This is a genomic window from Streptomyces sp. NPDC058758 (assembly GCF_042746075.1).
Lineage (GTDB): Bacteria > Actinomycetota > Actinomycetes > Streptomycetales > Streptomycetaceae > Streptomyces.
Map to the genome: position 1 here is coordinate 76792 of NZ_JBHYPS010000011.1, position 11670 is coordinate 88461.

An 11670-nucleotide genomic window follows, 5' to 3' on the forward strand; every position below is an offset into this window, starting at 1 on the left:
GGGCTTCCTACGCTCAGGCCGTTGCCGTTTTCTTGCGCCGGTTCGTGATGATCTGTCCGGCCACCACGATCAGTACCGCGAGGACGAACATCGCGGTGCCGATCACGTTGATCTGAACGGGGGTTCCTCGCTGTGCCGAGCCCCAGACGAACATGGGGAAGGTCACGGTGGAGCCCGCGTTGAAGTTGGTGATGATGAAGTCGTCGAACGAGAGTGCGAAGGCGAGCAGCGCGCCGGCGGCGATGCCGGGCGCGGCGATCGGCAGGGTGACCCGCAGGAAGGTCTGCGCGGGCCCCGCGTAGAGGTCGCGCGCGGCCTCCTCCAGGCGCGGGTCCATGGACATGACCCGGGCCTTCACCGCCGTCACGACGAACGACAGGCAGAACATGATGTGGGCGATGAGGACCGTCCAGAAGCCCAGCTCGATCCCCATGTTGAGGAAGAGGGTGAGCAGCGAGGCGGCCATGACCACCTCGGGCATCGCCATCGGCAGGAAGATCAGCGAGTTGATCGCGCCGCGCGCCCGGAAGCGGTAGCGGACGAGCGCGAAGGCGATCATGGTGCCGAGGACGACGGCGCCGACGGTGGCCCAGGCGGCGAGCTGGAGCGAGAGCGTCAGCGACTCGCACATGTCGGCGACGCCGCAGGGGTCCTTCCAGGCGTCGAGGGAGAACTGCTGCCAGGAGTAGTTGAAGCGCCCGTTCGGCTTGTTGAACGAGAACACCATGACCACGACGTTCGGCAGGATCATGTACGCGAGCGTCAGCAGGCCCGCGACCACGACGAGGTTCTTGCGCAGCCAGGTCATCAGACGAGGTCCTCCGTTCCCGCCTTGCGGATGTAGACGGTGACCATGAGCAGCACGATCGCCATGAGGATGAAGGACAGGGCGGCGGCCGTCGGGTAGTCGAGGACGCGCAGGAACTGCGACTGGATGACGTTGCCGATCATCTTGGTGTCGGTGGAGCCGAGCAGTTCGGCGTTGACGTAGTCGCCGCTCGCCGGGATGAAGGTGAGCAGGGTGCCGGAGACGACGCCGGGCATCGACAGCGGGAAGGTCACCTTGCGGAAGGTGGTCGCCGGGGAGGCGTAGAGGTCCTGGGCGGCCTCGTGCAGCCGGCCGTCGATCCGCTCCAGGGAGGTGTAGAGGGGCAGGATCATGAACGGCAGGAAGTTGTACGTGAGGCCGCAGACGACCGCCATCGGGGTGGCGAGCACCCGGTCGCCCTCGGTCCAGCCGAGCCAGCCGGTCACGTCGAGGACGTGCAGCGCGCCCAGCGCGTCGACGACCAGGCTGTCGTCGGCCAGGATCGTCTTCCAGGCCAGCGTCCGGATGAGGAAGCTGGTGAAGAAGGGCGCGATCACGAGGACGAGCAGCAGGTTGCGCCAGCGGCCCGCCTTGAAGGCGATGAGGTACGCGAGCGGGTAGCCGAGCAGCAGGCAGAGCAGGGTCGCGGTGCCCGCGTACAGCAGCGAGCGCAGCAGCTGGGGCCAGTACTCGGCGAAGGCGTCGACGTACGTCAGGAAGTGCCAGGTGACCTGGAAGCCCTCTTCGAGGGAGCCGGTCTGCACCGAGGTGGAGGCCTGGTAGACCAGCGGCAGCGCGAAGAAGACGACCAGCCAGAGGATGCCGGGGAGCAGCAGCCAGTAGGGGACGAGCCGCTTGCGGGTGGGGGGCTTGCGCAGAACCGGTTCCTCGACCGGTCCCGGAGCCTCCTTCGTCAGGGTCGTGCTCACGCGGCGTCCTCCACCGTCTCCACGCCCGCGTCGATGGCCTGCGCCGCGTCGAGGCCGAAGGTGTGGGCCGGGTTCCAGTGCAGGACGACCTCGGCGCCGGGGCGGAGCCGCGCGTCGCGCTCGATGTTCTGCTCGTAGACCTGGAGCTCCGCGCCGGCCGGCGAGTTCACCACGTACTGGGTGGAGACGCCGATGAAGGAGGAGTCCACGATCCGGCCGGTGACCTTGTTGCGGCCGTCCGCGATCGACCCGGCGTCGTCGGCGTGCGCCAGCGAGATCTTCTCGGGGCGGACGCCGACGAGGAGCTTGCCGCCCCGGCGGACGGCGTCGGTACAGCGGTCTCCGGGGAGCCTCAGCTTGCCGCCGCCGGCCGTGACGACGACCTCGGAACCGGTCTCCACGACCTCGGCCTCGATGAGGTTGGAGGTGCCGAGGAAGTTGGCGACGAAGGTGGTCTGCGGGTTCTCGTAGAGGTCGGCGGGGGCGCCGAGCTGTTCGACCCGGCCGCCGTTCATGACCGCGACCTGGTCGGCCATGGTCATGGCCTCCTCCTGGTCGTGGGTGACGTGCACGAAGGTGATGCCGACCTCGGTCTGGATCCGCTTGAGCTCAAGCTGCATCTGGCGGCGCAGCTTGAGGTCGAGGGCGCCGAGCGGCTCGTCGAGGAGGAGCACCTGCGGGTGGTTGATGAGCGCGCGGGCCACGGCGACGCGCTGCTGCTGGCCGCCGGAGAGCTGGTGCGGCTTGTGCCGGGCCTTGTCGCCGAGCTGGACGAGCTCCAGCATGTCGTCGACCTGCTTCTTCACCGACTTGATGCCGCGGCGGCGCAGGCCGAAGGCGATGTTCTCGGAGATGTCCATGTGCGGGAAGAGCGCGTAGGACTGGAAGACGGTGTTGACCGGCCGTTTGTAGGGCGGGAGGTCGGTGACGTCCCGGTCGCCGAGGAAGACCGTGCCGGTGGAGGGGTCCTCCAGGCCGGCGATCATGCGCAGGGTGGTGGTCTTGCCGCAGCCCGAGGCGCCGAGCAGGGCGAAGAAGGAGCCCTGCGGGACGGTGAGGTCGAGGGGGTGGACGGCGGTGAAGGCGCCGTAGGTCTTGCTGATCCCGGTGAGTCGGACGTCGCCGCCGGTGGTCTTGTCAGTCATGGATGTGCGGTCCCGGATCTTCGTGGCTTCGTGGCCTGGTGACGGTGGACGACGGCTCAGGCGCCGATGAGCTTGGCGAACTTCTCCTCGTACGCCGTCTCCTCCTCGCTGGTCAGCGAGCGGAAGGCGCGGGACTTCCTGGCCATGGCCTTGTCCGGGAGGATCAGCGTGTTGGCGGCGAGCTCGGGATCGATCTTGGCCAGCTCGTCCTTGACCCCGTCGACGGGGCAGACGTAGTTGATGTAGGCGGCGAGCTGGGCGGCCACCGGGAGCTCGTAGTAGTAGTCGATGAGCTTCTCGGCGTTGGTCTTGTGGCCGGACTGCGCCGGGACCAGCAGGTTGTCCGTCGAGGTGATGTACCCGGCGTTCGGGATCGTGTACTGGATGTCCGGGTTGTCCGCCTGGAGCTGGATGATGTCGCCGGCCCAGGCGAGGCAGGCCGCGAGGTCGCCCTTGTCCAGGTCCGAGGTGTAGTCGTTGCCGGTGAAGCGGCGGATCTGCTTCTTGTCGACGGCCTTCTGGAGGCGGCCGATCGCCGCGTCGTAGTCGGCGTCGGTGAACTTCCCCGGGTCCTTGCCCATGTCCAGCAGGGTCATGCCGACGGTGTCGCGCATCTCGGTGAGGAAGCCGACCCGGCCCTTGAGGGCGGGGTCGTCGAGGAGCTGGCTGACCGAGTCGACCTTCTTCCCGCCGGTCGCCTTCACGTTGTAGGCGATGACGGTGGAGATGCCGGTCCAGGGGTACGAGTAGGACCGGCCCGGGTCCCAGTCGGGGCGGCGGAACTGGGCGGAGAGGTTCGCGTAGGCGTTGGGCAGGTTCGCCGGGTCGAGCTTCTGCGCCCAGCCGAGCCGGATGATGCGCGCGGCGAGCCAGTCGGTCACGCAGATCAGGTCGCGGCCGGTGTCCTGGCCGGCGGCGAGCTGCGGCTTGATCTTGCCGAAGAACTCGACGTTGTCGTTGATGTCCTCGGTGTACTTGACCTTGATCCCGGTGCGCTCGGCGAACGCCTCCAGGGTGGGGCGGGACTTCTCGTCCTCGCTGACGTCCATGTACTCGGTCCAGTTGGAGAAGCTGACGGTCTTCTCCTTGGCCGAGACGTCCGTGGACGCCGGGCCCTGGCCCTCCCGCTTGGCCGGGGGGATGCCGCAGGCGGTGAGGCCGGCCAGGCCGCCGACCGTCAGCGCGCCCGCTCCGCCGGCCCGCAGCAGTGAACGGCGGCTGAGGGCACCACGGCCGCTCGTCATGCTGCGCCTGATCGCCGCGAGCTGGGCGGCGGACAGGCTGTCGGGCTCGTACTGCTCCATGCGCTGTGCCCTTTCGGGATGGGTTGCGCCGCTGGTCGGGCGGCTGACGGCTATCGGTCCCCGAAGATCGTGCGGTGCCAGTCCTTGGCCGCCACCGCGGTGTTGTCGAACATCACGTGCTTGACCTGCGTGTACTCCTCGAAGGAGTAGGCGGACATGTCCTTTCCGTAGCCGGACGCCTTGGTTCCCCCGTGCGGCATCTCGCTGATGATCGGGATGTGGTCGTTGACCCAGACGCAGCCGGCCTTGATCTCGCGGGTGGCCCTGTTCGCCCGGTAGACGTCGCGGCTCCAGGCGGAGGCGGCGAGGCCGTACGGGGTGTCGTTGGCGAGCCGGATGCCCTCGTCGTCGGTGTCGAAGGGCAGGGCCACCAGGACCGGTCCGAAGATCTCCGACTGCACGACCTCGCTGTCCTGCGCGGCGCCGGTGATCAGGGTGGGACGGTAGTATGCGCCGTTCTTGAGCTCTCCACCAGGGGCTTCGCCTCCGGTGACGACGGTCGCGTAGCCGCGGGCCCGCTCGACGAAGCCGGCGACCCGGTCGCGGTGGACGTGGGAGACCAGCGGGCCGAGGTCGGTGGCCGGGTCGGCGGGGTCGCCGAGCCGGACGGTCTCCATCAGCTCGGCGACCCGCGCGACGAAGGCGTCGAAGAGCGGGCGCTGGACGTAGGCGCGGGTGGCGGCGGTGCAGTCCTGACCGGTGTTGATGAGGGAGGCGGCGACGGCGCCGTGGGCCGCGGCCTCCAGGTCGGCGTCGTCGAAGACGACGAAGGGCGCCTTGCCGCCCAGCTCCAGGTGGAGCCGCTTGACGGTGGCGGTGGCGACCTCGGCGACCCGCTTGCCGACCGCGGTGGAGCCGGTGAAGGAGGTCATGACGACGTCCGGGTGGCCGACCAGGTGCTCGCCGGCCTCCCGGCCGGTGCCGGTGACGACGTTGACCACGCCGTCGGGGATGCCCGCCTCCTTCGCCGCCTGGGCGAACATCAGGGAGGTGAGCGGGGTCAGCTCGGCCGGCTTCAGGACGATCGTGTTGCCGGCGGCGATCGCCGGGAGGATCTTCCAGGCGGCCATCTGGAGGGGGTAGTTCCAGGGGGCGATGGAGCCGACCACGCCGAGCGGCTCGCGCCGCACGTACGAGGTGTGGTCGCCGGAGTACTCGGCGGCGGACTGGCCCTGGAGGTGGCGGGCCGCGCCGGCGAAGAAGGCGGTGTTGTCGATGGTGCCGGGCACGTCGAACTCGGTGGTGAGCCGGATCGGCTTGCCGCACTGGAGGGATTCGGCCCGGGCGAAGTCCTCCGCCCGCTCGGCGAGGACCCCGGCCAGGCGGTGCAGGGCGTCGGAGCGCTCGCCGGGGGTGGCGCCCGCCCAGCCGGGGAAGGCGGCCTTGGCGGCGGCCACGGCCTCGTCGACGTCCGCCGTGGAGGCGAGGGCGTAGGTGTACACGCTCTCGCCGGTGGCGGGGTCGACGACGCTGTGCGTCTGTCCCGAGGTCCCGGGGCGGAGCCGTCCGCCGATGTACTGCGCGCCGTCCGCGAAGCGGTCCGTCACCTGGAAGCGGTTGCCCATGACGCTCTCCGTTGTCCCAGCTCGAATTGAGTGCCGATCCTGACAGAGCGATACGGCCCGAACAAGTGATTCCGTTGTTGCCTTTTGGTTACTCGACGGAATCGGTCGACCAAGTGTCGAGGTCGCGGGAAAATCTTCGTACGACATGTCTGTCGCGGATGCCAGACTCGCGTGCATGATGACCGTCGAAGAGCTGACACAGCAGGTCAGCAGGGGTAAGAAGGTGAAGTGGCTGCACTTCTGGGGCCACCGTCCGGCCCCGGACGGGCGGCTCTCGGCGAGCTGCCTGAGCCAGTGGTGGCCGTCACCGTTCGTGGTCGACGGCGGGCGCTACGCGACGGCCGAGCACTGGATGATGGCCGGGAAGGCGCGCCTCTTCGGTGACGCCGAGGCGGAGCGGGCGGCGCTCGCCGCGCCCTCGCCCGCGCAGGCGAAGAGCGCCGGACGGCTGGTCCGCGGCTTCGACGAGGCCGTGTGGGCGCGGGAGCGCTCCGCGATCGTGGTGGCCGGCAGCGTCCACAAGTTCGCCTCCGACGAGGGGCTGCGGAGCTATCTGCTGGGCACCGGCGCCCGGGTCCTCGTGGAGGCGAGCCCGGTGGACCGCGTCTGGGGCATCGGGCTCGCCGCCGGGGACCCCGGCGCGCACGACCCGGCCCGCTGGCGCGGGCTCAACCTGCTGGGCTTCGCGCTGATGGAGGCCCGGGAGCGGCTGCGGACGGGGGCGGGATCAGCGGTCGCCGGGCACTAGGACCGCTGAGGTCGTCGTGCCCTCCCGCTCGCTCTCCTCGTACTCGTCGTAGCTCACGACGGCCCAGACGACGAGCGCGATGACCGCCGCGCCGAGGACCGCCGAGACGACGCCGAGGACGATGCCCGCGGTGGCGGCCCCGCCGTTGCTCGCCTCGCCGCGGTTGGCCCGCTTGCGGCCGAGGATGCCGAAGATCAGGGCGAGGACGCCGAGCACGATCGACGGGACGCCGTAGAACCAGAAGAGGCAGGTGCCGATGATGCCGAGCACCATGCCGGCCGTTCCCATGCCGTTGTACTGGCCGGGCACCGGCCCGTACGGCGAGGGAGGGACCGGCGGGTAGCCGTACGCGCCGGGGCCGGCGGCCGAGTGGCCGTACGCGGACGGCCCGGCGGGCGGGTAGCCGTACGCGGACGGCCCGGCCGGCGGGTAGCCGTACGCGGGCGGGGGCGTCGGGGCGCCGTACGCGGACGGGCCGCCGGGGGCGACCGGGGGCGGCGGCAGCTCTCCGCCGGCCGGGTCGCCGACGGGTATCGAGGCGACCGTCGGCCGGTCGTGGACCGGCGGGTCCGCGGCGGGCCGCTTGCCCAGCTCCACCGGCTCGTTCCGCCGCTCCGGCGGAGCCCACGGGTCGGCGGCCTCGCGGTCCTGCGGGCGCGGGTCTGCGTTCTCGGACAAAGTGGGCTCCCCTCCGTGGTCCGGTCATGCTACGGCGTCCCCGTCGCCCGCTCCCGACCGGCCTACGATGACCCGATGACCGACCTCCACCCCTTCATCGCGGGCCTGCCCAAGGCCGAGCTGCACGTCCACCACGTCGGCTCCGCCTCCCCGCGGATCGTCTCCGAGCTGGCCGCCCGGCACCCGGACTCCAAGGTCCCGACCGACCCGGAGGCGCTGGCCGACTACTTCACCTTCACCGACTTCGCGCACTTCATCGACGTGTACCTCTCCGTCGTGGACCTCGTGCGCACCCCCGAGGACGTCCGGCTGCTGACCTTCGAGGTCGCCCGGGACATGGCCCGGCAGAACATCCGCTACGCCGAGCTGACCGTCACCCCGTACTCCTCCACCCGCCGCGGCATCGACGAGCGGGCGTTCATGGCGGCGATCGAGGACGCCCGCAAGGCGGCGGAGGCCGAGTTCGGCACCGTCCTGCGCTGGTGCTTCGACATCCCCGGCGAGGCCGGCCTGGAGGCCGCCGAGGAGACCGCGCGGCTGGCCGTCACCGACGGCATCCGCCCCGAGGGCCTGGTCTCCTTCGGTCTCGGCGGCCCGGAGATCGGGGTGCCGCGCCCGCAGTTCAAGCCGTACTTCGACCGGGCCAGGGCGGCCGGGCTCCACTCGGTGCCGCACGCGGGCGAGACCACCGGCCCGGAGACGGTCTGGGACGCCCTGCGCGAGCTGGGCGCCGAGCGCATCGGCCACGGCACCAGCTCGGTCGGGGACCCGGAGCTGCTCGCGCACCTGGCCGAGCACCGGATCGCCCTGGAGGTCTGCCCGACCTCCAACATCGCGACCCGCGCGGTGGCCACCCTCGACGAGCACCCGATCCGGCAGATGGTGGACACCGGGGTCCTGGTGACCGTCAACAGCGACGACCCGCCGATGTTCGGCAGCGACCTGAACAACGAGTACGCGGTCGCCGCCCGCCTCCTCGGCCTCGACGAGCGCGGTCTCGCCGGGCTCGCGAAGAACGCCGTCGAGGCGTCCTTCCTCGACCCGGCGGGCAAGCGGCGGCTGGCCGCCGAGATCGACGCGTACACGGAGGAGTGGCTGGCGCGCTGAGGCCGCCCGGCGGGCCGGGGCCCCCGAGAATGGGCGCATGCGATCCGTCACTGTCGTAGCCCACCGCGGCGACCCGTACCGCGCCCGCGAGAACACCCTGCCCTCGATCGGCTCCGCCTTCGAGCGGGGCGCGGACGCGGTCGAGGTCGACGTCCGGCTCACGAGGGACGGGGTGCCCGTCCTCCTGCACGACGACACCCTGAAGCGGCTCTGGGGCCACGACCGGCCGCTCTCCGCGCTCACCCACGAGCAGCTGCGCGAGCTGACGCACGGCGCCGTACCGACGCTCCGCGACGCGCTCCTGGCGGCCGGGGCGCGCCGGCTGATGCTCGACCTGCCCGGCGGGAACGAGGACTCGGTGCGGAAGATCGTCGGCGCGGTCCGCGAGGCCGGGGCCGGCGAGCGGGTCTACTACTGCGCGGGCGCCGTCGCCATGCTCCGGGTGCGGGCCGCCGACCCGCACGCGGAGATCGCGCTCACCTGGACCTCGCTGGCCCCGCCGCGTCCGGTGCTGCTCGACGCGGTCCGCCCGAAGTGGCTCAACTACCGCTTCGGGCTCGTGAGTCCGGCGCTGACCGAGCGCGTGCACCGGGACGGGCTGCTCGTTTCCGCCTGGACGCCGGACACCCGCAGGAGCATGCGTAGGCTGATCGCGAACGGGGTCGACTCGATCACCACCAACCGGGTCGACGTCCTCACCGCCGTCCTGCGAAAGGCTCCCTGATGAACGACCGGATCCGCACCGACATCGCCCACAACGCCCGGGTGTGGAACTACTGGCTGGGCGGCAAGGACAACTACCCGGTGGACCGGGCCGTGGGCGACCAGGTCACCTCCTTCTACCCGAGCATCGGCGAAGTCGCCCGCGCGGACCGGGCGTTCCTCGGCCGGGTGGTCACCGGGCTGGCCGGCGGGGCCGGGATCCGCCAGTTCCTCGACATCGGCACCGGGCTGCCCACCGCCGACAACACCCACGAGGTGGCGCAGCGGGTCGCGCCGGACGCCCGGATCGTCTACGTCGACAACGACCCGATCGTCCTCACCCACGCCCGCGCGCTGCTCACCAGCGCGCCCGAGGGCGTCACCGAGTACGTCGACGCCGACGCGCACGACCCGGAGAAGATCCTGGCGGCGGCGGGCGAGGTGCTGGACCTGGAGCGGCCGGTGGCGGTGCTGATGCTCGGCATCCTCAACTTCGTCCTGGACACCGACGAGGCCCGGTCGATCGTGCGGACGCTGATGGACGCGATGCCGTCCGGCAGCCACCTGGTCCTCACCCACCCGACGCTGGAGCCGGAGCTGGGCGGCGAGGGCAACGAGGCGGCGATGGCGTTCTGGAACGAGAACGCGACCCCGCCGATCACCGCCCGCACCCGCGAGGAGTTCACCTCCTTCTTCGACGGCCTGGAGCTGCTGGAACCGGGCGTCGTCTCCTGCGCCCGCTGGGGCGCGCCGGAGGCCGCCGCGGTGGCCCAGTTCGGCGCGGTGGGCCGCAAGCCGTAATGCGGACACGGGGGCTGGGCCAGGCCCGGGAGTGGGGCGCGGCGCATCCGGGGGCGGTGGACGCGGGGCTCGCGCTGCTCGTGCAGGCGGCGGTGACGATGCCGTTCGTGGTGCCGCGCCCGCCGGAGCTGGAGCCGGCGACCTGGTCCGCGTACGGCCTGACGGCGCTGACCGTGCTGCCGCTGGTGTGGCGGCGGCGGGCGCCGATGACGGTGCTGCTCGCGGTGCTCGCCGCGAGCGCGCTGTACCGGCTGGCCGTGGAGGGGCCGGGGCAGCCGCTGCCGTACCAGGGGCTGGTGTGCGTGTACACGATCGCGGTCCTGGCGCCGGCCTGGCAGCGGGCGGTGACGGCGGGGCTGATGCTGATCGCGGTGCCGGTGTCGGTGTGGCTCAACACGCGGTCGGCCCGCGAACTGACCTTCTCGCTCTTCGTGTTCGCCGCCGCCTACGTCCTCGGGCGGCTGACCGACGCCCGGCAGCGGGCGCACGCCGTCGAGGCGGAGCGGGCGGCGGCCCGCGAACGGGCCCGGATCGCGCGGGAGATGCACGACATCCTGTCGCACGCGGTGTCCCTGATGATCGTGCAGGCGGAGGCGGGCCCGGTGGCGGTGCGCCGGGCGCCGGAGCGGGCCGAGGCCGCGTTCGAGGCGATCTCGGCGACCGGGCGGGACGCGATGGACCAGTTGCGGCGGATGCTGGGCGTGCTGCGGGACGAGGACTCCGGCGACGGGCGGTCGCCCCAGCCCGACCTGGCGGAGCTGCCCGCGCTGCTCGACCGGGTGCGGGCCGGCGGGCTCGACGTGCGGTACGAGGCCTCCGGCGGGCTGGCCGGGCTGCCCGCCCCGCTCGCGGCGACCGCGTACCGGATCGCCCAGGAGGCGCTGACCAACACCGTCCGGCACGCCCGGGCCCGTACCGCCACCGTCCGGATCGACCGGTCCGGCGCCCTGCTGACCGTCCTGGTGCGCGACGACGGGCGCGGTCCCCGGACTGCGGCGGGGCGGACGGCGGGGCACGGTCTGGCCGGGATGCGGGAGCGGGCGGCGGCGCACGGCGGCACGGCGACGGCGGGCCCCGGGCCGGACGGCCGCGGATTCGAGGTGCGGGCGGAACTGCCCGTACCCTCCCCGGCGGAGGTGGGAGCGTGGTGATCCGCGTGGTGGTGGCCGACGACCAGGAGCTGGTCCGCAGCGGTTTCGCGCTGATCCTCGACGTCCAGGAGGACATCGAGGTGGTGGCGGAGGCGGCGGACGGGGCGGCGGCCGTGGAGGCGGTGCGGCGGCACCGGCCCGACGTGGCGCTGCTCGACATCCGGATGCCCCGGACGGACGGCATCGAGGCGTGCCGGACGATCAGCGCGGAGAGCGCCTGCCGGACGGTGATGCTGACGACCTTCGACTCGGACGCCCACGTGTACGAGGCGCTGCACGCGGGCGCGAGCGGCTTCCTCCTCAAGGACGTGCGCCGGGACGACCTGGTGCACGCGGTGCGGGTGGTGGCGGCGGGCGACTCGCTCCTGGCGCCCTCGGTGGCGCGCCGGCTGGTGGAGCAGTACACGGCGGGCGGTCCGCGCCGGGCCGCGGGGCCGGATCCGCGGCTGGACGTGCTGACGGCCCGGGAGCGGGAGACGCTGCTGCTGCTCGCGCGGGGCCGGTCGAACGCGGAGATCGCGGCGGAGCTGGTGGTGAGCGAGCACACGGTGAAGACCCACGTGGGCCACGTGCTGGCGAAGCTGGGGCTGCGGGACCGGATCCAGGCGGTGATCTGCGCCTACGAGACGGGCCTGGTGGCGCCGGGGCCTCCCCCGCCGGGGGGATTCCCGGGCGGGGGCGCCTCCCCCGCTCCGGCGAGGGGCTGACCGGCGAGGACCGCCGGTGCGGGCG

At 72.1% G+C, this 11670-nt stretch carries 12 protein-coding genes; 6 read left to right on the forward strand and 6 right to left on the reverse strand.

Annotation, left to right across the window (positions count from 1 at the left end):
• Window positions 1-13: 13 nt before the first annotated feature.
• The 5 genes from ACFW6A_RS16150 to ACFW6A_RS16170 are packed head-to-tail and all read right to left on the reverse strand — an operon-like array spanning window position 14 to window position 5751.
• Window positions 14-808 (reverse strand): ABC transporter permease, encoded by a 795-nt coding sequence (locus tag ACFW6A_RS16150; protein WP_351843310.1) that lies wholly within the window; start codon window positions 806-808, stop codon window positions 14-16.
• Complete coding sequence (locus ACFW6A_RS16155; protein ID WP_351843312.1) at window positions 808-1737, reverse strand: ABC transporter permease; 930 nt, start codon at window positions 1735-1737, stop codon at window positions 808-810. The genes ACFW6A_RS16150 and ACFW6A_RS16155 overlap by 1 nt, the downstream gene beginning before the upstream one ends.
• A complete protein-coding gene (locus tag ACFW6A_RS16160; RefSeq protein ID WP_351843314.1) occupies window positions 1734-2882 on the reverse strand; it encodes an ABC transporter ATP-binding protein in 1149 nt (382 codons plus the stop codon). The genes ACFW6A_RS16155 and ACFW6A_RS16160 overlap by 4 nt, the downstream gene beginning before the upstream one ends.
• Before the next feature lie 56 nt (window positions 2883-2938).
• Window positions 2939-4186, reverse strand: coding sequence for a spermidine/putrescine ABC transporter substrate-binding protein (locus tag ACFW6A_RS16165; RefSeq protein ID WP_351843316.1), 1248 nt, complete (start codon window positions 4184-4186; stop codon window positions 2939-2941).
• 50 nt (window positions 4187-4236) lie between these two features.
• Complete coding sequence (locus ACFW6A_RS16170) at window positions 4237-5751, reverse strand: gamma-aminobutyraldehyde dehydrogenase (RefSeq protein WP_351843318.1); 1515 nt, start codon at window positions 5749-5751, stop codon at window positions 4237-4239.
• 175 nt (window positions 5752-5926) lie between these two features.
• Here ACFW6A_RS16170 and ACFW6A_RS16175 point away from each other — a divergent pair, with 175 nt between their 5' ends.
• Entirely contained in the window at window positions 5927-6499 is a 573-nt protein-coding gene (locus ACFW6A_RS16175) for an NADAR family protein (RefSeq protein WP_386641145.1), read from the forward strand.
• On the opposite strand, the gene ACFW6A_RS16180 is transcribed toward ACFW6A_RS16175, so the two are convergent.
• Window positions 6479-7177 carry a DUF4190 domain-containing protein gene (locus ACFW6A_RS16180; RefSeq protein ID WP_351843323.1) on the reverse strand — a complete coding sequence of 233 codons (699 nt, stop codon included), beginning with the start codon at window positions 7175-7177 and terminating at the stop codon, window positions 6479-6481. The two genes, ACFW6A_RS16175 and ACFW6A_RS16180, sit on opposite strands and share 21 nt — an antisense overlap.
• A 75-nt stretch (window positions 7178-7252) precedes the next feature.
• Between ACFW6A_RS16180 and ACFW6A_RS16185 the strand changes: the two genes are divergently transcribed.
• The 5 genes from ACFW6A_RS16185 to ACFW6A_RS16205 are packed head-to-tail and all read left to right on the forward strand — an operon-like array spanning window position 7253 to window position 11645.
• Complete coding sequence (locus ACFW6A_RS16185; protein ID WP_351843325.1) at window positions 7253-8284, forward strand: adenosine deaminase; 1032 nt, start codon at window positions 7253-7255, stop codon at window positions 8282-8284.
• A gap of 37 nt (window positions 8285-8321) precedes the next feature.
• Window positions 8322-9008: a glycerophosphodiester phosphodiesterase gene (locus ACFW6A_RS16190; RefSeq protein ID WP_351843327.1), complete on the forward strand. Its 687-nt coding sequence runs from the start codon at window positions 8322-8324 to the stop codon at window positions 9006-9008.
• Window positions 9008-9787, forward strand: coding sequence for an SAM-dependent methyltransferase (locus ACFW6A_RS16195; RefSeq protein WP_351843329.1), 780 nt, complete (start codon window positions 9008-9010; stop codon window positions 9785-9787). Before ACFW6A_RS16190 ends, ACFW6A_RS16195 begins: the two co-directional genes overlap by 1 nt.
• Window positions 9787-10938 (forward strand): histidine kinase, encoded by a 1152-nt coding sequence (locus ACFW6A_RS16200; RefSeq protein ID WP_351843331.1) that lies wholly within the window; start codon window positions 9787-9789, stop codon window positions 10936-10938. The genes ACFW6A_RS16195 and ACFW6A_RS16200 overlap by 1 nt, the downstream gene beginning before the upstream one ends.
• A complete protein-coding gene (locus ACFW6A_RS16205) occupies window positions 10932-11645 on the forward strand; it encodes a response regulator transcription factor (RefSeq protein WP_351843333.1) in 714 nt (237 codons plus the stop codon). The genes ACFW6A_RS16200 and ACFW6A_RS16205 overlap by 7 nt, the downstream gene beginning before the upstream one ends.
• The last annotated feature ends 25 nt before the right edge of the window (window positions 11646-11670 follow it).